This window comes from Paenibacillus nicotianae, from assembly GCF_042681745.1.
In the GTDB taxonomy this organism is placed as follows: domain Bacteria; phylum Bacillota; class Bacilli; order Paenibacillales; family Paenibacillaceae; genus Saccharibacillus; species Saccharibacillus nicotianae.
Window position 1 is genome coordinate 285,131 of record NZ_JBHUGF010000001.1, and the last position, 24,917, is coordinate 310,047.

Genomic DNA, 24,917 nt, shown 5'->3' on the forward strand with positions numbered 1-24,917 from the left:
TATATCTTTCCTTTGTATTAAAAATAGGAATCGACTCTTTTCATCTGAAAGAATCGTTCTTTTTCAATATACCACTAATACATGTAGGAAAGGAGCACAATTCACAAATAGTATTCAAAAATAATGAATAGCACGTTATTGTTTATAATAGTAGATATCAAGGGTATTGAGTATAGGATTTCAAAATCTTGGAGTAAGGTACTATATATTGTAATATGGTATCTGATATACTTTAATCGAAATAGGACAGTTGTAGAGGAGGGACACGTCATTATCATTGTCGTCAAGGAAATTCTGCTGCAAATGTTGGCTGTAGGATCTGCTGTTTTTTTCTTTTTAGGCGTTATTGAACGCAGTGGGTACGATTCCTTGCATAATGGGCGATTGGCATGGCGTGGGTATTCTCCTGTGGTCGTGTTTTCTTTCGCTATTAGTATAATGATTTGTTGGTTTTTCTCGATATATAGTGTATCTCCTTACGCTCTTCATATGGGTGTCGTTTCATTGATCGTAGGAGTGATGTATATAGGACCTCTTCGGGGTACAGTATTGCTGGGTTTAGGGATTATTATGTATTTTTTGTTTAACGATCGGTGGAATTGGTCAGGATTATTAATTGATACTGGCTTATTATTATTTCCATTTATCTGTATCTTTTCTTTACGCTTTCGCACAGCTACTTTAAAGACAAAGCGATTATTTGTTGCGATATTGATTTTGTTAAGCGCTGTATTATCAATGATTGTTTCTACGTTAACTCAAAATACATTACCTATGAATACAGAGCTCTGGATCATTGTTGTTATGATTGTTGTAGCAGCGTTAGGAGCAGGGGATTATTGCGTACAAGCGATTGAACGTATTATAGAGAAGAAGCAATTGAACAGACAAATGTTACGTTTATCGAATAAATTTATTACGGAAGCCGAAAAATTGCGTCAGATTATAAATGTAGCGCCTTTGATTATTACATCTTTAGACGAAAATGGACGAATCACTGCTATTAATGCAAGTGCTCTTCAATTGATGAAACGCTCTTTTCCTGATATTACAGCAGAGTCTGCGATCGGTTTACAGTTAACTGAATTAAATAAGGAAGGGATTACGCCAGGGTTGCACGAAATCATTACGCTAACAAAAGCAGCTCAAGCAGGGCAAGAAACAATTAACCAATTACTTCGTCTGGGGTACGGTTCATTTTATGTGAATATAGTGCCTCTGTTTACACCATCAGAAGAACTATCCGGTGTAGTTATATTGAGTCAGGATATCACAGAGATCGAACAGTTACGAAATGAACTAAATCATGTGGAACAATTGAGTCTAGTCGGCAAAATGGCTGCGAGTATTACGCATGAAATTCGCAATCCTATGGCGGTTGTGCGAGGTTTTTTACAGTTGATGCAAGAAAAAAGCCCGCCTTCATTAGATCATTACTATGTGATTGTGATGGATGAACTGGATCGAGCGAATAGTATTATTAACGACTTTTTGTCGCTGGCGCAAAATCGTGTAGTTGAAAAGCAACGGACTTCGTTACATTCTATTATAGAAGAGTTACTTCCGTTATTATGGGCAGATGCTAATCTACGCGGACAAAGTATTGTATTTGTACAAGGTCAAGATATCCCTGAATTGAATTTAAATTCCAAAGAAATCAAACAACTGATTCTGAATTTAGCACGTAATGGGATGGAAGCGATGGAGGATAAAGGCGAGCTACGGATCGAGACTCACTGTAATGGCAATGAAGTCACCATGCGTATTCAAGACACCGGGCCGGGCATTTCTCCAGATAAGCTAGAAAAGTTATTTGAACCTTTTTATACGACCAAATCAAAAGGAACTGGCTTGGGATTATCACTATGTTTGAGTATTGTAGAGCGCCATAATGGACGGATTCAAGTAGAATCACAACAAGGTGTCAATACCACCTTTATTGTTTCTTTTGATTCTTCTTCTGATCAGGTCGATTAAAGTCCTTATAAATCTTTCTATCCAGTATTGTCTTAACAAGTATTCTATTCTGTCTCTTGCTTTCAGCACACATGACTGTATAATATAACTTAACGCTTATTAAAAGTAAGGAGTGAATAACAATGTCAATGTCTTTTGATCAATATATGAGAGATATGGTTCAACCGATGCGGGATGAACTTACTACACTAGGTATTACAGAACTTCGTACTCCAGAAGAAGTGGAAGCACATCTTCCTGACCAAAAAGGAACAACACTGGTTGTTGTGAACTCGGTATGTGGATGCGCAGCAGGTCAATGTCGTCCAGGCGTTGCTCAAGCTCTTCAAAATGAATTAAAACCGGATCATTTGTATACGGTATTTGCAGGACAAGATAAAGAAGCAACAGCCAAAGCACGCGAGTATTTCGCACCGTTCCCACCGTCTTCGCCTTCGATTGCTTTGATGAAAGATGGAGAATTAGTTCACTTTATTGAGCGTCACCAGATTGAAAACAACTCGGCAGAAGATATTGCTTATGCATTAAATGATGCATTCGAAAAATATTGCCTGTAAGCTAACCGCATGGTTTATATAAACATCATCAAATGTCCTGCTTTTTTCGGCGAAGCTGAAAATTGGAGGACGTTTGTTTTTTTTCGCTGATATGAATAGAATGGAATGGGTAAACATGTAATACAGAATAAACAAAGGAGTGGAAATGAAGATGAGTATACAACAGCAAATTATTGATGATTTACGCGTTCAACCTACGATTGAACCGGATGCAGAGATTCGCAAGCGTGTTGATTTTCTGAAGTCCTATATTCAAAAATCAGGTACACAAGGTCTACTGATTGCGATTAGTGGTGGAATCGATAGCGCTGTTGCCGCTGGTCTATGCAAACAAGCAACCGATGAGCTTAGTGAATCGACAGGTAAAAAATACATGACACTTGGTGTATATCAACCTTATGGACAACAATCCGATATCGCTGATAGCTATGCAGTTGGTGAGGCATTTAAGCTTGAGCATACGGTAGAAACCGACGTGCAAAGCGGTGTAGATGCTATTACTGATCTGGTCAATAAAGTCTTGCCTGGTATCGATATTCAAGATCCAATCACTCCACAAGCTAAAGGGAATATCAAAGCCAGAACACGTATGGTGACTCAATATGCACTGGCAAATGAATTAAATTTGTTAGTAGTAGGAACAGATCATGCTTCTGAAGCAATCACAGGCTTTTTCACTAAATATGGCGATGGTGCTGTAGATATTACACCACTAAGTACACTGAACAAACGTCAAGTTCGTCAGTTAGCTACACATATGGCTGTTCCTCAATCGATTCTGGATAAAGCTCCTTCTGCTGGGTTGTGGGAAGATCAGACAGACGAAGACGAACTAGGTATTACGTACAACGACAATAGTGACTATCTAGAAGGTAAAAGTATTGATCCAGCAGCAGCAGAGCGTCTTGAAAGTTATTACAAACGTACTGCTCACAAACGTGATCCAATTCCAGGAATCTAAATCATTATTAATATCTAATCAAGCCCCAACATAAGTATAGATTTTTTAAATATACATTAAAAACAGCGTTCTTTTACCTTAATCAAAGGTGGAAAGAACGCTGTTTTGTAGTTTTTTAGAGGAAGAACCAAATATCTGTATAGATCAATCCAAACGGCTACCGATCACGCTACGAATAAATGTACTGCTAGCTTCTAACGCTTGATCCAATTGAGCCGTCGAGCCAACAAATGGATGTTGTGTATTAAACATATGGTTACCGCCCTCAATAGCAACATAATTAATCGAAGGATTCGCATTTAATAACGTTTGCGAACCTTCCAGTAAGTGAGGATGATCTTCGGTTCCTTGTACAAGCATAATAGGCAAAGCGGCTTCTGTGATACGATGCAGTAGATCGTATTGTTCACGATGTTGTTCGATATCATCAATAATACTGCGATCCAGTGGCATCTGTTGACCTGTACGCGCATTGGTAATATAGCTTCTGCCCGCAGTGAGCATTTCTTTTTTCTGTTCGGTGGTAAAAAGACTTGGCAGATCGCTGATCCCGTTCCATGATAATACACCTGCAATCTGATCTGGATGATCCAGTGCATGAATCAGACTGGTTCCACCTCCACGACTATGTCCAAGTACAAATAAAGGCAATTCTTGATATTGTGGTTGTTCTTTTATATAATTCGTCAAGTTCGATAAATCTTCCAGTTCAAAACCATACGTATTATGAGCAAATAATTCAAGTTCTGTAAACTCTTCGGGTTGTTCGCCGATACCGTTATGTGAAAAGTTAAATGTAATCACATCACCAATACTGCTCAATTGCTGGGCAACATAAGGGAACATCCCCCAATCTTTAAATCCTTTATAACCATGAGCGATCAGAATAACAGCTCGTACTTCATGTTTAGCAGGGTAGCGAGTACAACGAATGACTGCCCCGTCTGCTCCGGGGATTGTGAATGAATTAGACATCATCATTACCTCCTTCTAATGATTACTTACCCAAAGAACTTGATCCTCAAAGCGCTTGGCAGTCAAAGTGTAAGCAATGGTACAATAGAAGTATGCGAAATTAGAATGTGCAGGAGGTACGTATTTTGATTTATGGTATAGGACATGATGTTCTTGAAATCAAACGAGTGACTACGATTGTTAGTGGTGCACATGGGCAAAAATTTATAGATCGTATTCTCACACCAGCCGAACGTCAGATTGCTCAGACCAAAGGAGCCAAATTATACGAATTTGTAGCTGGTCGGTTTGCTCTCAAAGAAGCGATTTCTAAAGCATTTGGCTGTGGAATTGGCGCTGTATTGAGTTTTGTTGATATTGAAATTGTACCGGATGCTACAGGCAAGCCTACGGTAACACTATCAGCTCAAGCATGGGAACGATTAGGGTTAAAAGATGAAGCTGACTATTACCAGATGCATGTCAGTATTTCTCATCAGACAGAACTTGCTTCTGCTTTTGCAGTGATTGAGAAAAGATAAAAAGATACAAAAGATCAATATACATTGAATATTATATAGCATCATATAAACAACACGATTCTACATCATATCTGGTCGAGTCAATATTCGATCACTGAAGGAGAGTATTATGTCTAATCTAGCATTACAACAAGAAGCCAAAATTTATTTTAGTCGTGAGTTGTTAGTGTGGTACGACGAGCACAAGCGTGATTTACCGTGGAGACGAAGCCGCAATCCTTACCATATCTGGATATCTGAAATTATGTTGCAACAGACGCGTGTTGAAACAGTGATTCCTTATTTCACTCGCTTTATTGAGAAATTCCCTACAGTAGAAGCATTGGCGACTGCACCGGAAGAAGAAGTGCTCAAAAGCTGGGAAGGGCTCGGTTATTACTCGCGTGCACGCAACCTACAAGCAGCAGCGCAACAAGTAGTAGAGCGCCATGAAGGCATTGTACCGAATACACCGGAAGAAATATCTGCACTTAAAGGAATAGGGCCTTACACAGCAGGTGCAGTCCTTAGTATCGCTTACGGTGTGCCTGTTCCAGCAGTCGATGGAAATGTGATGCGTGTCTTATCCAGATATTTCTGCTTGGAAGATGATATTGCCAAAGGGCCTACTAGAGTCAAAATGGAAGTGCTCGCTAAAGAGTTAATTCCACGTGGTCGTGCTTCGGATTTCAATCAAGCGTTAATGGAACTGGGTGCGATGGTATGTACGCCCAAATCACCAGGTTGTCTAACTTGTCCGGTGATGAAGCATTGTGAAGGTCGAATGAATGGTATGGAACTTATTTTGCCGATCAAAACCAAATCCAAACCACCACGCCCTGAACATCGCTTACTTGCTCTAATCGAAGGTACAGGCGAACGTGCAGGACAGGTATTGATTCGCCAGCGCCCTTCTACCGGCTTACTTGCACGTATGTGGGAATTACCTCATATTCTTGCTGACGATTCCAAAAAAGCAGGTGCAGGCGCTGACTTACCAGATACAGAAGCGATGAAACGTTTGACACATGGTATTCATAATGAAGGTGTAGATATTCAGCCGTTAGAACCCTGGATTACAGAAGAACATACATTTAGCCATATCCATTGGACGATGCGTGTATTCCGCTGTCATGAAGCTGGATTGCAGGCTACAGGTCAACATTCCGAAGAGACTGCTAACGATACAAGTTCTACAACACCGCCATTAGAAGCGACTCAAGGGTCTTTGAAAGAGATCGATCCTTTAGAATATGAACAAGCGACATTAGAACTCAAATTATCAGGTTCTACACCGGATAGCTTACAGAAGATCAAAAAACAACTTCAACTAGATGATACATTGATAGTGGAACATCAAGACGCAGTTGCCGAACATCCTGAAGTGTATCAAGCTGTTCCAAGCACGCTAGTCGGTGAAGCTTTTGCTTATGATTATCGCTGGATTACCGCAGACGATATGAAGAATTATGCTTTTCCTAATCTATTTCTCAAAATTCTACAACAGCATTTTGCCAAGTAAAAAGGAGCGATATAGCCATGATATCGTTAGAGGAAAGTGAACAATCATTAACCGAGCAAGAATGGCAGACCTTTGCTCAAAAGATAGAATATCCGTTACCCGAGTCATTCAAAGACTTTTATCTACAACATAATGGCGGTTATTTAGAAACGCTATTTGTAGATGGAGAAGAATACGCTCCGTTGATTCATGGATTTATGCCGATTACGCATGGTTCGTTTACGATAGAGCAGTTGATGATCGATATGCAGTATGCGTGGGATATATTGCAGGAGGTCTGTATTCCATTTGCTTCTGATCCCGGAGGAAATTCTTTTTTGTTAAGACTTTCTCCTAAACATTACGGCGAAGTGGTAGTCTGGTTAGAAGAAGATCAATCTATTATTTCTTGTCGCCCTTCCTTTGCTGAATTGCTGGATGATCTGCCTTATTATTAAGCGGGATCGCTTTGGTCATAGGAGACACTAGCGCTGTAATATGAATGTTTCAACGAGAAGATAACGTACAGTACCGATTTAGTGTTGTACGTTATTTTTGTTGTATCTATATGTATACTGATTTGGGTTAGCAGATGGACAGAGCAAATATAAAAGCAAGAAAGTGAAAGTTTTAGGCGAGAGTGTATTTTATAGTAAAGACAGATGGATTGTAATCAAGAAAAGAATACAGGAATTACATAGTACACAGAGAGATAACATTTTGGAGAAGATGGAGGTACACTATTATGAATCCCAAAGAGTTAGGAGCTTTATTGTTATTGGGTGCGTTGTGGGGAGCATCCTTTTTATTTATTCGTATAGCGGCTCCTGTATTGGGGCCGGTCTGGCTTATTGATCTGCGCGTATTGATTGCAGGTATCGTCTTGCTAATCTACGCGATAATTGTGCGCAAAATGCCGAATTTCCGAAAACAATGGAAATCGTATCTGATGTTGGGATTATTAAATGCAGTGATTCCATTTACTTTGATTGCTTATTCAGCGATTCATCTTAATGCGTCATTAACAGCGATTTTGAATGCAACAACACCGCTATTTACAGCAATTGTAGCGCGCTTTTGGCTAAATGAATTGTTATCTGTACGCAAAGTGATAGGTATTCTGGTCGGGCTTACAGGTGTGTGTGTTTTGATGGGGTGGAGTTCAGTTCCATTTACGGTTGAAGTCTGGTTATCGATTGGAGCTTCGTTAATGGCGGCTTTATTTTATGGGATTGGTGGAGTGTATACCAAGCTTACTTTTACCGGAACACCTCCGCTTGCTTTATCTATCGGACAGCAATTAAGTGCAGGCCTTATTCTTATTCCTTTTAGTATCGTTAGTGTACCGACAGCGCCTATTTCTTTGACGGTTATTCTAGCTGTCCTGGGACTAGCTGTATTATCGACTTCTATCGGATATTTATTATACTTTTATCTGGTCGAACGTGTAGGCCCTACCAAGACAGTGAGTGTTACGTTTTTAGTTCCATTGTTCGGTATTCTGTGGGGCGTATTGTTATTAAATGAACAGATAACAGTAGGAACGATTATAGGATTACTCGTGATTTTGGCAGGGATTATCTTAATGAATGGTATTCAGAAGCAGAAGAAAGTAGTCTAAATCAAAAAAAGACCTCATTGATTATAAACCAATCAAGAGGTCTTTTTGTCATGCTTATATAATCAAAAGATTAATTCTTATTTAGCAGCAGCGTAACGTTTGTTTACTGCATCCCAGTTGATTACATTCCAGAAAGCTGCAATGTAGTCAGGGCGTTTGTTTTGATATTTAAGGTAGTATGCATGTTCCCATACATCGATACCAAGCAATGGAGTAGCACCTTCCATAACCGGGCTATCTTGGTTAGGAGTACTTGTTACTGCCAATTTGCCATCTTTAACAACTAGCCAAGCCCAACCGCTACCAAAACGAGTAGTTGCTGCTTTAGCGAAGTCTTCTTTGAATTTTTCAAATCCACCTAGTTCACTATCGATTGCTGCTGCGATATCACCAGTAGGTGCGCCGCCAGCGTCAGGTCCGATAATTTCCCAGAAAAGACTGTGGTTGTAGTGTCCGCCACCATGGTTACGAACTGCTGTACGAATACCTTCAGGTACACTGTCCAGGTTGCTGATCAATTCTTCCAAGCTTTTGCTTTGCAATTCAGGAGCACTTTCCAAAGCGGTATTCAGACTAGTTACATATGTGTTGTGATGACGGTCATGGTGAATCATCATCGTTTGTTCGTCGATGTGTGGTTCCAGAGCGTTGTTAGGGTACGGTAATGCTGGTAATTCGAATGCCATTGTAAAATACCTCCCAGAATTTAGAATTCAGAAACGAAAGATAGCAGATAGAATAAGAAAAATGCAACTTACTAATCACTGCTAAAAACGGTTCCCTATGTAAATAAACATATTACACTCTATATTAAACCGTATATTTTTGACTAAATCAACTTTTATGTTTAGAAAGTTGATGTGGCGAGGGTTGAGAGCGATTTATTTTATTTGTCTACCCTTCCATTTTAACTCGCAGACGAGTCGAAAACACACGAAATATGACAAAAACTATAGTTAGGTTGCTTAGGTAGTGGTATACTAGATCTTGTGCTGCATATAACTTGAAATTGAGAGATAATAATTTGTATGAATATTTATAAGTGTTTATCTATAAATATGTTTGCTTATCCTTCCATTACCAAATTATGTTTAAGTTGGAATCGATAGGTGAAATACAGCGAAATTAAGCGCTTTCAAAAGAAAAATGGTGTAATCTGGCGAAAAATGTGGTTTAATTATCGTTGAGGTTATATTCTGCACATTTTTGCAGTTTTTTGTTGTCTTTTGGGCTATTTGTATTATTAGGATTTTATGCAATCCTTTACTGTTGGACGCATCGCTTTTATAAGCGGGTGTGCTTCTTTTTGTTTTTTTATAAGGGTGTACTTAATCAAGCTGATGAAAAGGGAGTTTGGAGTATGAATGTTCGTTCCTTTAAATTAAGTGATTTGAGTCTCGTTACAGAACTTTTGAAGGTAGCTTTATCGGAAGAATGTTACGAGAACACGATGGGACCATTCGCCACACAATTATCATGGGATTCCGAGCTAATCGTAGTAGCGGAACAAGGCGAAGAAATTGTAGGTCTATTAATCGGTACAATCGATCGGAATTTTGGTTGTTATTACCGCATCGCTGTACATCCTGATGTTAGACGCAGAGGTGTAGGTACAGCACTTGTCAAAGCTATGGAACAACGTTTTGAGCAACGCAATGTCAGTGGAATTATGGTCGCTGGCGATGAGCACAACAAGGCTGTATTACCACTTTACGAAGCAATGGGATATGGAGAAAATAAAGTCCTGAAGACTTTTGACAAACTCAGTATCGTTGCTGTTCATGCGTAAAGGTTAGAGAGAAGAATTTTATGTAATATCCACATATGAGCACATCTTGCCCTCCGAAACACGGATGGGAATAAAGATGTGCTTTTCTATATTTAGGGAGAATGTAAGGTATAATAAACATAGAACAGGATCAGATTTTAAATGAGGTGTATTATGTATTGGCGGGAATGGCTCAAGACGATGGTCTGGGCATTAATCATACTCGGAATATTAAATAGTTGGGTATTCAATATTTCAACAGTCAAAGGACAATCGATGCAACCTACACTTGTTCAACAAGAACGGTTGTTTATCAATAAATTAATTTATAAATTTCATTCACCTGCGCGTGGAGATGTTATTATTTTGCATGATCCGGTACTCGGTGCACAGCCTACATCCAAATTATTAGTTAAGCGAGTTGTAGCGATAGGTGGAGATACGATTGAGATACGTGATCATCAGGTCTATATCAATCAGATCAAGCAACAGGAACCTTATACAGATACTATAGTAGGCGATGCAGATTTGGCACCTATGACTGTGCGCGAAGGACAATATTATGTGATGGGTGATAATCGTCATCAAGGAATGAGCAAAGACAGCCGGATTTTTGGTACGATAGGATTGACGCAGATTGTCGGACGAGCAGATTTTATTATATGGCCGTTATCCCAAACGGCATTGTTATAGAGAGTATTAAAGGAGGTGACAGTGTATGACGCAGCAAGAAGTATTGCAACAATCAACAACCAGATGGGAACAGCTCAAGCTTGAAATTAAGCAGGCTGCGCCATCGCTGGGAATAGATGATGTAGGCTTTACGACAGCCGATCCTTTTTTGTATCTAAAAGGAGTCTTAGAAGAGCATCGTCGTAAAGGGCATGAATCTGGATTTGAAGAACCGGATATCGAGAAGCGGATTAATCCAAGTCTGGCACTAGAGGGAGCAAAGTCGATTATAGCGATCTCGGTCACCTATCATTCCAAAATGGAAAATCCACCAAAGTCAGAACCTGGACAATATCGGGGCATTATGGCACGTTCCGCTTGGGGCAGAGATTACCATTATGTTCTTCGTGATCGGATGCAGCGATTAGAAGATTTTATTCGTGAAAAAGTACCGGAAGCTCGTATTGAAAGTATGGTAGATACAGGTGTGTTATCCGACCGTGCAGTCGCTCAGCGTGCAGGGATCGGCTTTTACGGTAAAAATTGTGCAGTGATTTCACCTACATTGGGCTCATGGATATTTCTCGGTGATATGATCACTGATATTCCGTTTCCACCAGATACGCCGGTAACCGAAGATTGTGGGACATGCACCAAATGTATTGATGCTTGTCCAACAGGAGCACTGGTTGGGCCGGGACAATTGAACTCGCAAATCTGCGTTTCTTTTTTAACACAGACCAAAGGGATGTTGTCAGATGAACATATGCGCAAAATCGGCAATCGCTTATATGGTTGTGATACCTGTCAGATCGTGTGTCCTAAGAACAAAGGTAAGAACTGGAACCATCAAGAAGAACTCCGTCCTGATCCAGAAAAAGCCAAGCCGTTATTGTTACCGATGCTTGATCTTAGTAATCGTGAGTTCAAAGAACAATTTGGCGATACATCAGCCGCCTGGCGTGGCAAAAAGCCAATTCAACGTAATGTAGTGATTGCACTCGGCAATTTTCGCGATAAATCTGCTGTTCCCAAATTGACTGAATTACTGCATCGTGATCCCAGACCGGAGCTACGAGGAACTATTGCGTGGGCACTGAGCCGAATCGGTGGAGAATATGCGCTACAAGCTGTAACTCATGCATTAGCCAAAGAAACAGATCCAGAAGTGACAGCACGCTTGCTGACTGCTAAAGAAATACTGGAAGGAGAGGACAGATGATATCATCTCAACCAATAACGGGTGGTACAAACGCAATCACTCCTTTGTATTATGATGAAATTCAAGCGCCTACAGGGGTGATCACAATCACGACATCACTGAAAGGTATCTGTCGTTTAGATTTTAAAGCGTATGCCGATAATAAAGATAAGATGACACTCTGGGCCAATCGTTGGTATGGAGAACACCAGTATATTCACTCGCCTGTTCATTTACAGACAGCCGTCCAGCAATTGCATCAATATTTCGCCGAAAAGCGAGAGGTGTTTGATCTGTCGTTTGATTTGCAAGGTACAGAATTTCAACGTCGGGTATGGGAAGGTTTGTTAATGATCCCTTATGGAAAAGCTGTTTCTTATAAATGGATAGCAGAGCAGATCGGTCAACCTACAGCCGTACGAGCAGTAGGTGGGGCTAATAATCGCAATCCTATTCCACTGATTATTCCATGTCATCGTGTGATTGGGATGAATGGGCAGATGGTCGGCTATGGTAGTGGTCTGCCACTCAAAGAATGGTTGTTGCGTCTGGAAGGATATCATATTGAACCTGTACTTTTCTAATCCTATACAGCTCATATCCTAATATCGGTAAAGGAGACTTCCCATGAGGTACGTAAACATCGATAAAGTAGAGACAGGGCAATATTTAGGCAAAGCGATCTATTCCGGCAATGGAGCTATTTTGTTGTCTGCTGGCGTACAATTAACTGTCTATATGATCAATACGCTCAATCGTATCGGAGTCACTATGTTGTATATTCAAGACGAGAACTTTGCAGATGTAGAAATGGAAGAAGTACTCAGTGAAGCAACCAAACAGATGATGATTCGTGAAATGAGTGATACATTCGACGCTGTGCGTTCTGGCAAAGAATGGAGTCCTAACAAAGTTACGTTTAGTATAGAACAATTGCTTGAAGATATTACGGGCATGCGTGAAGTACAGATTCAACTAACCGATATCAAAACGCGTGATAATGTGCAGTATGTACATGCGATGAATGTCTGTTTATTATCAGCGATGATAGGTATGAATATGGGACTGAATCAGCATCAACTAAAAGATTTGGCAACCGGAGCGTTACTGCATGATGTAGGCAAATTTTCTAATCTGGCTGAAGATGATCTGGATATCGATTCCAAAAACCATCATACATGGCGCGGATTCGAATGGATCAAAACCAAACGGGAATTCAATCTAATGATCGCTCATATTGCGCTTCAACATCATGAACGAATTGATGGTAAAGGCAAGCCTCGCGGATTGAGTGAAGAAGAAATTCATATGTATGCCCGGATTGTAGCAGTAGCGAATATATACGATAACCTCATCACATCCAAAGAAAATGGTGGACAAGGGTTGCTACCGCATCAAGCGTGTGAAGAAATGATGGCTCAATCTGATCGGATGCTAGATCATGATGTGTTAGTGGAATTTACACGTATTATCTCGGTATATCCTAATGGTACAGGTGTACGATTATCGAACAAAGAAACAGGCGTTATCGTAAGACAGCATCGCGGATTACCGGGTCGCCCTGTAGTTCGCATTGTTAGCGGTAGTGGTGGCGATCTGGATGTCAAAGAAATTGATCTAGCAAATGCGACAACAACATTTATTGAAGCAGTAATGATGTAGCAAATAACGATTGAAAATGTTTGCTAAGCCGATAATGGAAATGTTATGATAAATGCTGTTCCTGCCTTTAATGGTAAAGGGAGTAGTGTACCCTTTATGAAGGAACTTCACACTATAATTCATCTACAGGGGTGGCAGTTATGACGTGGTTAAACTGGGTCATTCCAATCGTGACTTTAATTGTCGGTCTGATTGGCGGCTTTTTTATTGGTGCATATTATTTGCGCAAACAGATGGAAAAAATGCAAAACGATCCAGCCGCTTTGCAAAAAATGGCGAAGCAAATGGGTTACAACCTGAATGGTAAGCAGATGCAACAAGCACAACAAATGATGAAAAACAATACACAAGGTGGCAAAGCGCCTAAAGCTAAAATGCCTCCTATGGGTCGCGGCAATACAGGCAAACGTAGAAGATAACGAAGTCATCAGGTCCATAAAGACCTTGTAATGGAAAAAGGAGGTCACTATGGCTGGTATCAAAGATTATACCAATCTCGAAGTCGGTGAGAACCGCGCACAGATTGAAGACCATATCCGTCAGATTTTGAAATTGATCGGAGAAGATACAGAGCGTGAAGGATTGCTTGATACCCCTGCACGTGTCACTCGTATGTATGAAGAAATTTTTGCCGGTTATAGCGTAGATCCTAGAGAAGCGCTAGGTGTTACTTTTAACGAAAATCACGAAGAAATGGTTATCGTAAAAGACATTGTCTATTACAGTCAATGTGAACATCATATGGCTCCTTTTTTCGGCAAAGTTCATATCGGTTATGTACCAAGTGGCAAAATCGCTGGCTTGAGTAAATTCGCTCGTCTGGTTGAAGCAGTCAGTCGTCGTCTTCAAGTACAAGAACGTATTACTTCTCAAATCGCTGATATATTAGTGGAAGTACTTGATCCAACAGGCGTTATGGTTGTTGTGGAAGGTGAACATCTGTGCATGTGTGCACGAGGTGTCAAAAAGCCAGGTAGCAAAACGATCACTTCCGCAGTTCGTGGTGGATTCCGCACAGATGCTCCATTACGTGCCGAGTTTTTATCGTTGATTAAAGAATAAATGATTGTTTAAAAATGGTAGGGATGATGCTATTTGGCATTGTTCCTGCCATTTTTTTATGTAGAGGATAGACATAAACTGTTATAATACAATCATCAGAATCGACGAAATGAAGCGGAGGAATCATTGTGTCAGCAGAAAATCATCGACTTGCTATCCCTACATTAGTAGATCGCCCGATAGGTTTGGAACATGCGGTATGGATGGAGCGACCTTTGGTAGAGCAAGGGAATTCAATATTAGCACCGTTAGCATGGGAAGAATTGATGTGCCGTCAGGTGGGACAAGGGCATCCTCCTGTCGTACATATTTGGAGACATACCGATGGGATGGCGATTGGGCTACGTGATCGACGATTGACTTATGCGACACAAGCGATGGAACAATTTCGTCAAAAAGGAACTTCCGTCTGTGTACGTCCTTCCGGTGGAGCAGCTGTGCCTTTACATCCGGGTATTGTGAATTTGTCAATTATTTTGCCTAATCCTAAGCGTGATATTAGTATTCATCGCGATTTTCGCTTTATGGCGGATTGGATTAGCAGAGCAGTTGATCCATGGAATAATCAATCGTATGTAGGCGAGATTGAAGGTGCTTTTTGCCCGGGAGATTATGATGTCAGTATTGATGGACGCAAATTCTGTGGAATTGCTCAACGTAGACAAGCCAAAGCGTATATTATTACTGCTTTTATTATTGTAGAAGGCAGTGGAGATGAATTATCAGCAGGTATTCGAAGCTTTTATGATCAGGCAGTAGGAGAGCAAGATAAAGGATATCCTGTGGTAAACCAAGGGACGATGGGAAGTCTTGCTGAATTAGCGCAGGTACCAGATGTTGCATCTTATACCGAGCAATTGCAATATATATTGAGTGAAGGTCAGTCGATTCAGAATATAAATGAGCAAGCGTTATTTGCTGAAGACGAGATCAAGCAGATGGAAACGTACTTGATCGAGAGATATGATAACTAATTAAAGACAGTGCAATCGTAAAGAAGCAACAGGTTGGACTAGAAAAGAGGTCTATAATGCAACTTCGCAAAGTCAAAATAGTAGGCACTGGAAAATATCTACCCAAACGTACAGTAACCGATGAGGAATTGGATCAGAAATTAGGCGTACCAGCAGGTTGGACGCACAAAGCTACAAATGTAGGTGTACGACATTATGTGAGTGAAGGCGAGACAGCTTCCAGTATGGGTGCGAAGGCGGCGCAAGATGCTCTGGATGCAGCCGGGCTTACCTTTGCAGATATCGATTGTCTGGTATGTACAAGTGGAACCAAAGAGCAACCGTTACCCAGTACGGCTGTATTTATCCAACAAGCAATGGGGCAAGAAGATTCAGGTGTGCCTGCTTTTGATATTGATGCGACCTGTCTTAGCTTTCTTGTAGGGTTAGATACTATGTCTTATTTGGTTGCGGCAGGACGGTATCGTCATGTTTTGTTAGTGTCTACAGAGATCGCATCAGCCGGGTTGAATTGGAAGGAAAAAGAAAGTGCAGCGTTATTCGGAGATGGTGCAGCAGCAGTAATTATTGGTGCATCGACGTCAGACGAGCCTGCTAGCATTATACATACATCGCTTCAAACGTATAGCAAAGGGGCGCGCTATTCTGAAATTCAAGGGGGAGGTACCCGATTACCTGCTCATATGCAAAAGGAACTCGCCGATTCTTTTTTATTTTTTATGGATGGACAGAAAATATTTCGTATGGCTTCGCGTTTATTGCCTGATTTTATCGATCAACTATTAGAGCAATCTCATACCAAAATGGATGATATCAAATTGGTTATTCCTCATCAGGGAAGTGCTATGGCGATGCGTCTAATACACAAAAAGTTAGGTATTCATGAGCAGCAATTTCTCGATATTACACCTCATCATGGTAATACGATAGCAGCTTCGATTCCAATGGGGATTCACGAAGCGATTGTGCAGGGGCAGATTCAGCGTGGAGATCGCATACTACTGATGGGAACAGCCGCGGGTCTATCTCTAGGAGGAATGGTTCTTGATTACTGAGCCAGCTCAAGCACCACAACGGATACTGATAACAGGTGGACGTGCTCCAGTAGCGCTTGAATGGGCGCGTCTTTTGCATCGTAACGGTCATCAGGTCTATGTAGCTGAAAGTAGTCGTTATCATCTCTGTCGTGTGTCTAGCGCTGTTCTGGAAAGCTTTGAAGTGCCACCGCCTCGTCAACAACCGCAAGCTTATCTCACTGCATTGAAGCAGTTGATTATACAGTATCAGATATATCTTCTTATACCTACGTGTGAGGAGATTTTCTATATTGCCGAAGGGTTAGAAGAGTTACAGTCTTATTGTCGTGTGCTGACACCGAATATCAATACACTTCATGATCTGCATCACAAAGGAAAATTTATAGAGCAAGTGATCGCTAGCCATCTCGCTGTACCGCTTACTTTTCCAGTGGAAGATCCATCTATCGATTTCTATGATTATGCGATGCCTGATCAAGCAGGGAATACATTTGTACGAAAGCCTGTCTATTCAAGATTTGCATCGAAAGTTATCATGCCCTGGGAGTCCAGACGTAGCACAGCTCAAACCAAACAAGATACTAAAACAACTATATCTACAACAACCGAAATAACAGCAATCAATAACAGCTCTGAATCATCCGGTTGGATTGCGCAACAGTATATTAAAGGCAAAGCAATTTGCACCTATAGTATCGTTCATCAAGGAATCGTTATCGCTCATGCGACATATACAAGTCACTACAGAACATCACGTACAGGAGCGAGTGTCTACTTTGAAGCGATAGAACATCAGCAAGCTTATAAGTGGGTATGCCAATTTGTACAACATCTAAGCGTAGATGATCCAAAGCAGTCAGATGAAGCATTTAGCGGTCAGATTAGCTTTGATTTTATAGAAGAAGCGTCTACAGGTCTGTTATATCCGATCGAATGTAATCCACGAGCCACAAGCGGTATTCATCTATTTCAGCAACAAGATGTATTGGTGCAAGCAGTCATCGATCCCGATTCTTTTGTACAGCGTGGACAAGTGATTATGCCGGAACCCGGAACAGCTAGAGTACTGACATTACCGATGTGGGTAGCAGGATTTAAATACAATCGTAGACGACAAGACTGGCGCGACTGGTGGAAAAGTCTACAACAAGCGACTGATGTCGTGTATCACAAAGATGATCGTAAGCCATTGTGGGAACAATTTCGGCTGGTGATTCAAGCGTATCTAACCAGTCGTACACAGCGAATATCGATTACAGAAGCATTTACCTATGATATCGAATGGAACGGAAAGGAGAACGTATGACCAGAGCATTGATTACCGGCGCTACAGGATTTCTAGGCGGACATATGGCAAGACGATTGGTGGAATTAGGCTGGGAAGTGAGTGGAACCGGACGAGATCATAGTCGTGGTCGAGCTTTAGAGCAACTAGGTGTACAGATGAAATATTACGATCTATGCGATGCAGAGCAGACAATACAAGCTTGTAAAGGGCAAAATGTGGTATTTCATTGTGCGGCATTATCTTCACCCTGGGGCACTTATTCCTCTTTTTATCGAAGCAATGTAGAAGCTACTGCTCATATTGTAGAGGGTTGTATTCAGCATCATGTTGAGCGCTTGATTCATGTCTCTACACCAAGTGTGTATTTTGATGGCAAAGCTCACTACGGAATTGCCGAATCTGATCCTTTACCTCGCAAATCTGTGAATCATTATGCGAGTACCAAATTATTAGCCGAACAGATTGTACAACAGGCATATCAAAAGCAACGATTACCATCGATTATCATTCGTCCGCGCGCTATTTTTGGACCGATGGATCAGACACTATTTCCACGTCTATTAGAAGCTAATCGTCAATCCGGCGTACCTTTATTGCAAGGTGGACGTGCTCCGATTGATCTGACGTATGTCGATAATGTGGTGGATGCTATGTTATTAGGTGTACAGGCTCCTGAATATGCCCTGGGTCAAGCTTACAATATATCCAACGGCGAGCCGATTCCTTTTATCGAATTGTTGTCTCGTTTATTTCAACGTTTGGATATTCCTTTACATACTCGTCATGTGCCTTATCCTGTTGCTTATCTGGTAGCTGGAACGATGGAAATGATTTATCGGTTTATACCTGCGTTAGGTGAGCCTCCATTGACTCGTTATAGTGTCGGTTCAATCGCTGTACCGCATACATTGGATATTTCGTTAGCGCAAAAGCAACTGGGTTATATGCCACGTATTAGTGTAGATGAAGGGTTAGAACGATTTGCAGATTGGTGGTGTAGACAGTGATCACTTCAACAGCAGTTCGATTATGGATAGGTGCGGCTGGATATTGTACACATCCTGAATGGTTAACGTTGCGTGGTGGTTCATTGCGAGCAGTGTCATTTCCAGCAGGGTTTGCTTGTATTCAGCATCCAGAACATGGTTATATATTGTTCGATACAGGATATAGTGCGCGTTTTTTTGACGAAACCGCTACATTACCGCAATCGTTGTATCGTTATATTACACCTGTCTTATATCAACCCAAAGATTCGGTAGTTGCTCAGTTAGAACAGCAAGGTATAAGTAGCGATCAGATTACATATGTGATCTTGTCACATTTTCATGGAGATCATATCGGCGGTGCCAGAGATTTTCCACAAGCGACATTTATATATCTGTCAGAATCGTATCAAGCGGTCAAAGATTTGAGTCCTATACGTGCTGTCAAAGCAGGATTTCTTGCCGGGTTATTACCGGATGATCTAGTCGAGCGCTCACGTTCATGGAGTCGATCAGAAGCGACACCTTTATCATCGCTGATACATAGCGATCTCTCTTTATCTGTAGATCCGCTATTGACGAATTTCCCCTGGCAATATGGTTATGATCTATTAGGAGACAAAAGTCTAATAGCGATTGAATTGTCAGGTCATGCAGAAGGAATGATCGGGATTCTGTTATCGACAGCGACAGCCGATTATTTGCTCTGTGCAGATACCGTATGGTCAAGCAGAGCATTTACCGAAAATCGACCACCGCACAAGTTAGCAGGCATGATTATGTCTGATCGTCAGCAATATATGATCAATCTGAACAAATTACGTCAGATGCATACTGACTATCCATCTATTCGAATAGTACCTAGTCATTGTAATCAGGTATTACAACATTGGGGAGGACGATGGTTGTGAACAGACTAAGCGAACTGCTCCACACGCTTCGCATACTGTATTATTATTGGCGCACTCGCCACCGGGCACAATGGACAAGCAGAACACAACTTATGCACTGGCAAGAAAAGAAAATCGTCAAGCATATGCGTCGTATACGTAAGCAATCTCCTTTTTATCGTCAATGGTGGCAGGGAGTACCTGATCATCAGTGGCGAGACTTTCCGTTAATCGATAAGTCGATTATGATGGAACATTTTGATCTATTGAATACACTCGGAATTTCCAAACAGGAAGCGATGCAGATTGCTGATCAAGCCGAGCAGACACGAGATTTTGAGCCTACTTTGCAAGGGGTGACGATCGGTCTATCCTCAGGCACATCAGGTAATCGGGGAATATTTCTAGTCAGTCCGCAAGAGCAAGCGCAATGGACAGGGACAGTACTCGCCAAGTTGTTACCCGGTGGTATTCGGCAACAACAGAAGATCGCTTTCTTTTTAAGAGCGAATAGTAATCTATATGAGTCAGTGCAAAAAGGAAAATTGCAATTTTGCTATTTCGATCTATTATTACCGATCTCAGACCATATTCAGCAACTGGAAAGCTATCGCTCGAGTCTGTTAATAGCACCTGCATCGATGTTACGTTTATTAGCCGAGCAGAAGCTAAATGGTCTATTAACGATCCAACCGCAAAAAATAATTTCAGTAGCAGAAGTGCTTGATCCGCTAGATCGTCAGTATATAGAGTCTGTATTTGCACAGACTGTACATCAAGTCTATCAATGTACCGAAGGGTTTCTGGCGGCGACTTGTGCATATGGTCATCTGCATCTGAATGAAGATATTGTACATATTCAAAAAGAAATAGTAGATCAACAGAGCCGGCGCTTTGTACCGATTGTGACTGATTTCTCGCGGGTATCCCAGCCGATTATTCGATACCGTCTAAATGATATATTAACCGAATCCGCAGAGCCTTGTCCTTGCGGATCGCCGATGCTCCGAATCGAACGAATTGAAGGACGTAGCGATGATATTATCTATATGGCTCATCAGACGCAAGAAGAATTAGTACCGCTATTTCCTGATCTTGTTACCAGAGCGATTATAGGTGCTTCATCAGCAATAGAACATTATCGTGTGATCCAGTATGCTCGCAATCAATTGGAAATAAGTTATCAGCTCACTGGAAAATCAGATCAGGTGCAACAAGACTCGGCAGTAGAAGCGCAGATTGAACAACGGATCAAGCAAATCTGTGATTCATTGCAAGCCGTTACACCAACGATTACATTTACAACATATCAATTCACGCCGGGAATCGTAAAGTTACGACGAGTCGAACGACGATGGAAGCTGTAAACAACCAGATCAACCACTATACATCTAGTTCGTATTTGAAAATTCAGTTACAAAGGGAGCCGATGATGTCATGTCCAACGTAGAATCCACACCTTTGACACGCCAACGTATCGCTTTGGTGACAGGGACATCTAGCGGATTTGGATTGTTAATTGCGGTATTATTAGCGGAAAAAGGAATCACTGTTATTGCTACTATGCGCGATCTGACACGTCAGGCAGAGCTAGCACGTATCGCAGAACAGAAAGGAATTGCCGATCGGATTCATTATTTGCAATTAGATGTGACGGACACAGTATCGATCTCAACAGCGATAGAAAAGATTCAGGCGCAATATGGAACGATCGATATTTTGGTCAATAATGCAGGTTATGCTGTTGGTGGATTTATCGAACATGTTCCGATGGAGACGTGGCGAGCGCAACTGGAAACGAATGTATTTGGACTGATTGCTGTCACGCGCGCTGTTCTTCCGATCATGCGTGAGCAAAAGCAAGGTTATATTATTAATATGAGCAGTGTGAGCGGATTGTCTGCTTTTCCTGGATATGCGCCATATGCAACATCCAAATTTGCTATCGAAGGATTCAGTGAAAGTTTGCGTCATGAGATGGCTAATTTTAATGTGAAAGTGGTCTTGGTAGAACCGGGTTCTTATCGTACCTCGATCTGGGAAAAAGGGCTGGCAGATATCCATACCGTTCCCGATTCACCTTATCAATCTCGCTTAGAAGCTGTATTACGCTATTCTCGCAAATCTGCATCTTCTGCACCTGACCCACAAGAAGTTGCTGATCTAATCGGCAAAATTGTAGATCGTCGCTCTCCCAAGTTAAGATATGCTATTGGAGAAGGTTCTCAGATTATGATTTGGGCACGCAAATTTGTACCCTGGCGTGTGCTTGAATGGGTGATAGGACGTGCTTTGAAGTCTTAAAGAGAATATGGAAATGTATTTCGTATAGTATTGAAAGATTGAGTTGGTCTGACGTATGATTGGAATATAAAGCAATAACGATCAAAATGCAGTGAGCGATTATTTTGTCGAATCCGCTAGATGCCTTGTGTAGTAAGGGATTGAAGCGTTTTTAGACAAGTGTCTATTTTCCTTATTGGAGGTTCAATGCAAAACGCAAAAAACAAATTGGACAAAACGTTGATGTAGTGCGGGTTTAGAGGTGTAAAAGTTCGGGGTTTTATATGAACGTAGTCGGATTTAAAGAGTTATTACGTATGGGCCCGATCCGCCTGATATCTGAACGTTTTATATGAACGTAGTGGGATTTAAAGATAGAAAAGGAAGTCGACAGAGTGGAACATGATGTTTCGGTTTTATATGAACGTAGTGGGATTTAAAGGTATGAGCACATGCTTAGATGCCAGCAACACGGAGCCGTTTTATATGAACGCAGTGGGATTAAAACATGACTACATTATTCGCATCGGATTCACCAAAATCTTTTTTATATGAAAGAGGAGACATTATAACGCTTTATGTACGTAATCGTATTAACGAGCAAGTACGCATGTTTTGCGCGAAATGGGTATAGATTCTTCTCGAATAGTAATAGATGTTGATCCTAGTATGACTGCTGAACCAATATTTATTTTAAAAAGTACATAGTACATAAATGCAGTAAGAGTAATTAATACATATCAAAAGCCCAATCTATCTCTTCAAAAGAGAATACATTGGGCTTTTCGAGTTATAGCTATTTCATATGTTATTTACTATTCGCATCCTTGGTAGTAGCAGTTGATGCATTGGAAGTCGAAGAAGTGCTGTCAGAAGCTCCATCATTTAAAAGAGGCTCCTTATTTACATCATCTTCTTCAGCCAGATTCAGACTACTCAGGAAATCCGAAACTTTCCGCAAATACTCGCGTGGATGTTCGCGGAACTCAAGTTCATGATGAGCTCCTTGAATCACCCAACTTCCTGAATTGGGATTGGTCTGATTCGCTGCAAGTTGCTCTGCAATCTGGTAAGGTGCTTTGTCATCATTGGTTCCATGTATAAAGAAAATTGGGAACGGATAATCTTCCTTTTTCACCTGTTGATATGGAATCTGATTCAAGCTTGTCCCGTTAACGATCGGCAGTAGAAATTCCAGAATTTCCAGTGATGGATGTCGTGGAAGATCTAACTGTTGCTGAATATTATAATAAAGCGTATCCGGTTCTAACAAAAAAGTACTATCTAAAATCATCGCAGTTACATCTTTGGTTTTGAGTCCAGCTTGTAAGGCTGTACCTGCCCCCATCGAAAAGCCCCAGACTACAATTTCTTGAGATCCTTTTTGCTTGGCAAGTTGAATCGCTCCAAGTAATTGTTGAGATTCTTTTTTACCACCGGTGGCGACTTCTTTATTCGTTTTGGCGGCAAATCCATAATCGAACATAATGACATTAAAATTAAGCTTATGTGCGTAATGAGCGAGATCATACATAGGAATCCATGTTTCTTCTCGATTGGCACCATATCCATGACTGAAAATAATCGTTTTGGACGACTTTTGTTCTGCTGGAATGTACCAGCCCTGCATCATCCGGCTATCATCTGCCGCTGGAAATGTAATATCTTCGTACGCCATTCCTTTTGCCTGCATCGGATTAGAATAGACACTTGCTACTGTCGGATTAGACAGCACCCAAGCAATATAGGCATGCAGTGCCACAAAGCAAAACAGGAAAAAAAACACTATGGATAACAGGAAAGCTACCACAACATGCTTTATTCGAATCTGTCTTGGTGAAACTACAGGAGGTGTCTCTTCTAGCTCAGATGAATGGGGCTTTGCATTTTCTTGCAAAGTAGTGGACATCTTGCTCCTCCTAGAAGTGAGAATGTATTGTTTGTTCTAGCATCCATTGTTCCATGAACCGATTTGATTCGACATTATCTACTTATGGTAAAAGTCTATGAAAGCAAAGTCAATGTCAGCTCAATGTCTTCTTCATTATTATCGACGTATTTCTCTTTACGATTAGAGCTAGCTTCGATATAATTTATGTAACCAAGTTTCATTGGGTGAAACTTACAAAATTAGACAGTTTGCTTATGAATAGATTCAAATGCGGAGGCGACAACAATGGAAGATCGCAAGTTAACTGTACGAGCAGTAGAACGTGCGTTAGACATATTACTGTGTTTTACCCGAACAAGCGACCTTGGACTCACCGAGATTGCAACCGAGATCGGATTACACAAAAGTACAGTACATCGGCTATTAGCGACTTTAGAGGAAAAAGGGTTTGTGATTCGCAACAGCAGTACAGATAAATACCGTCTGGGTATCAAAATATGGGAGTTATCGACCCACCTTTCACAAAACGATGATCCTGCGTTGTTGTTACTTGCAGATATGGAAGAATTACGCGAACAATTGGGAGAAACGATCAGTCTGTACTTGCGAGATGGAGACGAGCGCTTGCGGATTCAGGCGGTGCAAAGTAATCAGGCTGTACGACGTGTTGCGCCTGTCGGAGCGAGATTGCCTTTGACTGTTGGAGCATCGAGTAAAGTTCTTGTTGCATTTTCCAGTAGCGAACAGCAAGAGGAATTGTTAAATAGTCCTGATTGGCCAAATACTGTAGATGTAACACATTATCGTGAGCAGATCGCAGAAGTACAACGTAACGGCTATTCGACCAGTTATGAAGAGCGTGAACCTGGAGCCGCCGCAGTCGCTGTACCGATTTTTGATCGGACAGGGGCATTACGAGCTTCGTTGTCGTTATCAGGGCCTGTCAGTCGCCTGTCGATGGACAAATTGCATGAGTATGCGCCTGTATTGATCCAAGCAGCGCAAGAGATGGGCTTTAAATTAAGATAAGCAAGTTTTATTCATACGCATAGTACAGTAAAGTCATAGTTGAGCTACATTTGTAGTTATTTTTTATGGATATCGTTATGTA

The 24,917-nt window shown here is 41.1% G+C and carries 23 protein-coding genes and 1 pseudogene; 21 read left to right on the forward strand and 3 right to left on the reverse strand.

The window, feature by feature from the left end:
* Positions 1-303: 303 nt before the first annotated feature.
* From ACFSGI_RS01300 to nadE, 3 genes are all read left to right on the forward strand, one after another.
* Entirely contained in the window at positions 304-1,977 is a 1,674-nt protein-coding gene (locus ACFSGI_RS01300) for a two-component system sensor histidine kinase NtrB (protein ID WP_204826581.1), read from the forward strand.
* A gap of 122 nt (positions 1,978-2,099) precedes the next feature.
* Complete coding sequence (locus tag ACFSGI_RS01305; protein WP_069329441.1) at positions 2,100-2,534, forward strand: BrxA/BrxB family bacilliredoxin; 435 nt, start codon at positions 2,100-2,102, stop codon at positions 2,532-2,534.
* 151 nt (positions 2,535-2,685) lie between these two features.
* Complete coding sequence (gene nadE, locus ACFSGI_RS01310) at positions 2,686-3,495, forward strand: ammonia-dependent NAD(+) synthetase (protein ID WP_204826582.1); 810 nt, start codon at positions 2,686-2,688, stop codon at positions 3,493-3,495.
* 144 nt (positions 3,496-3,639) lie between these two features.
* Here nadE and ACFSGI_RS01315 read toward each other — a convergent pair whose 3' ends face one another.
* On the reverse strand, positions 3,640-4,470 hold the full coding sequence (locus ACFSGI_RS01315; protein WP_204826583.1) for an alpha/beta hydrolase family protein: 831 nt from the start codon (positions 4,468-4,470) through the stop codon (positions 3,640-3,642).
* Between the two features lie 125 nt (positions 4,471-4,595).
* On the opposite strand from ACFSGI_RS01315, the gene acpS reads away from it, so the two are divergent.
* The 4 genes from acpS to ACFSGI_RS01335 all read left to right on the forward strand — a co-directional run bounded on the left by acpS (position 4,596) and on the right by ACFSGI_RS01335 (position 8,092).
* Entirely contained in the window at positions 4,596-4,991 is a 396-nt protein-coding gene (gene acpS / locus ACFSGI_RS01320; protein ID WP_204826584.1) for a holo-ACP synthase, read from the forward strand.
* A 109-nt stretch (positions 4,992-5,100) separates the two neighbouring features.
* Positions 5,101-6,492: an A/G-specific adenine glycosylase gene (gene mutY / locus ACFSGI_RS01325; RefSeq protein WP_204826585.1), complete on the forward strand. Its 1,392-nt coding sequence runs from the start codon at positions 5,101-5,103 to the stop codon at positions 6,490-6,492.
* Between the two features lie 17 nt (positions 6,493-6,509).
* The gene (locus ACFSGI_RS01330; protein ID WP_204826586.1) at positions 6,510-6,929 is read left to right on the forward strand and encodes an SMI1/KNR4 family protein; all 420 of its coding nucleotides are present in this window, start codon (positions 6,510-6,512) and stop codon (positions 6,927-6,929) included.
* Positions 6,930-7,216: 287 nt separating this feature from the next.
* Positions 7,217-8,092, forward strand: coding sequence for a DMT family transporter (locus ACFSGI_RS01335; RefSeq protein ID WP_204826587.1), 876 nt, complete (start codon positions 7,217-7,219; stop codon positions 8,090-8,092).
* Positions 8,093-8,169: 77 nt separating this feature from the next.
* On the opposite strand, the gene ACFSGI_RS01340 is transcribed toward ACFSGI_RS01335, so the two are convergent.
* Positions 8,170-8,778: a superoxide dismutase gene (locus ACFSGI_RS01340; protein ID WP_069329434.1), complete on the reverse strand. Its 609-nt coding sequence runs from the start codon at positions 8,776-8,778 to the stop codon at positions 8,170-8,172.
* 674 nt (positions 8,779-9,452) lie between these two features.
* Between ACFSGI_RS01340 and ACFSGI_RS01345 the strand changes: the two genes are divergently transcribed.
* The 13 genes and pseudogenes from ACFSGI_RS01345 to ACFSGI_RS01405 all read left to right on the forward strand — a co-directional run bounded on the left by ACFSGI_RS01345 (position 9,453) and on the right by ACFSGI_RS01405 (position 21,936).
* Entirely contained in the window at positions 9,453-9,881 is a 429-nt protein-coding gene (locus ACFSGI_RS01345) for a GNAT family N-acetyltransferase (RefSeq protein WP_204826588.1), read from the forward strand.
* A 153-nt stretch (positions 9,882-10,034) separates the two neighbouring features.
* Entirely contained in the window at positions 10,035-10,553 is a 519-nt protein-coding gene (gene lepB / locus ACFSGI_RS01350) for a signal peptidase I (protein ID WP_204826589.1), read from the forward strand.
* A gap of 25 nt (positions 10,554-10,578) precedes the next feature.
* Positions 10,579-12,317: pseudogene (queG, locus tag ACFSGI_RS01355) on the forward strand (tRNA epoxyqueuosine(34) reductase QueG).
* Between the two features lie 43 nt (positions 12,318-12,360).
* Positions 12,361-13,395: an HD-GYP domain-containing protein gene (locus ACFSGI_RS01360; RefSeq protein WP_204826592.1), complete on the forward strand. Its 1,035-nt coding sequence runs from the start codon at positions 12,361-12,363 to the stop codon at positions 13,393-13,395.
* A gap of 140 nt (positions 13,396-13,535) precedes the next feature.
* Complete coding sequence (locus ACFSGI_RS01365) at positions 13,536-13,814, forward strand: YneF family protein (protein WP_204826593.1); 279 nt, start codon at positions 13,536-13,538, stop codon at positions 13,812-13,814.
* A gap of 49 nt (positions 13,815-13,863) precedes the next feature.
* Positions 13,864-14,457, forward strand: coding sequence for a GTP cyclohydrolase I FolE (gene folE / locus ACFSGI_RS01370; RefSeq protein WP_204826594.1), 594 nt, complete (start codon positions 13,864-13,866; stop codon positions 14,455-14,457).
* Positions 14,458-14,585: 128 nt separating this feature from the next.
* On the forward strand, positions 14,586-15,431 hold the full coding sequence (locus tag ACFSGI_RS01375; RefSeq protein WP_379282223.1) for a lipoate--protein ligase family protein: 846 nt from the start codon (positions 14,586-14,588) through the stop codon (positions 15,429-15,431).
* 56 nt (positions 15,432-15,487) lie between these two features.
* Positions 15,488-16,486, forward strand: coding sequence for a beta-ketoacyl-ACP synthase III (locus ACFSGI_RS01380; protein ID WP_204826595.1), 999 nt, complete (start codon positions 15,488-15,490; stop codon positions 16,484-16,486).
* Positions 16,476-17,774 carry an ATP-grasp domain-containing protein gene (locus tag ACFSGI_RS01385; RefSeq protein WP_204826596.1) on the forward strand — a complete coding sequence of 433 codons (1,299 nt, stop codon included), beginning with the start codon at positions 16,476-16,478 and terminating at the stop codon, positions 17,772-17,774. The genes ACFSGI_RS01380 and ACFSGI_RS01385 overlap by 11 nt, the downstream gene beginning before the upstream one ends.
* Positions 17,771-18,763 carry an NAD-dependent epimerase/dehydratase family protein gene (locus tag ACFSGI_RS01390; protein WP_204826597.1) on the forward strand — a complete coding sequence of 331 codons (993 nt, stop codon included), beginning with the start codon at positions 17,771-17,773 and terminating at the stop codon, positions 18,761-18,763. Before ACFSGI_RS01385 ends, ACFSGI_RS01390 begins: the two co-directional genes overlap by 4 nt.
* Positions 18,760-19,653 (forward strand): MBL fold metallo-hydrolase, encoded by an 894-nt coding sequence (locus ACFSGI_RS01395; RefSeq protein ID WP_204826598.1) that lies wholly within the window; start codon positions 18,760-18,762, stop codon positions 19,651-19,653. The genes ACFSGI_RS01390 and ACFSGI_RS01395 overlap by 4 nt, the downstream gene beginning before the upstream one ends.
* Complete coding sequence (locus ACFSGI_RS01400) at positions 19,644-20,999, forward strand: F390 synthetase-related protein (protein ID WP_204826599.1); 1,356 nt, start codon at positions 19,644-19,646, stop codon at positions 20,997-20,999. The genes ACFSGI_RS01395 and ACFSGI_RS01400 overlap by 10 nt, the downstream gene beginning before the upstream one ends.
* 70 nt (positions 21,000-21,069) lie before the next feature.
* The gene (locus ACFSGI_RS01405) at positions 21,070-21,936 is read left to right on the forward strand and encodes an SDR family oxidoreductase (RefSeq protein ID WP_204826600.1); all 867 of its coding nucleotides are present in this window, start codon (positions 21,070-21,072) and stop codon (positions 21,934-21,936) included.
* Positions 21,937-22,723: 787 nt separating this feature from the next.
* Here the strand turns inward: ACFSGI_RS01405 and ACFSGI_RS01410 are convergent.
* On the reverse strand, positions 22,724-23,824 hold the full coding sequence (locus ACFSGI_RS01410) for an alpha/beta hydrolase (RefSeq protein WP_204826601.1): 1,101 nt from the start codon (positions 23,822-23,824) through the stop codon (positions 22,724-22,726).
* A 267-nt stretch (positions 23,825-24,091) separates the two neighbouring features.
* On the opposite strand from ACFSGI_RS01410, the gene ACFSGI_RS01415 reads away from it, so the two are divergent.
* On the forward strand, positions 24,092-24,835 hold the full coding sequence (locus ACFSGI_RS01415; protein ID WP_204826602.1) for an IclR family transcriptional regulator: 744 nt from the start codon (positions 24,092-24,094) through the stop codon (positions 24,833-24,835).
* The last annotated feature ends 82 nt before the right edge of the window (positions 24,836-24,917 follow it).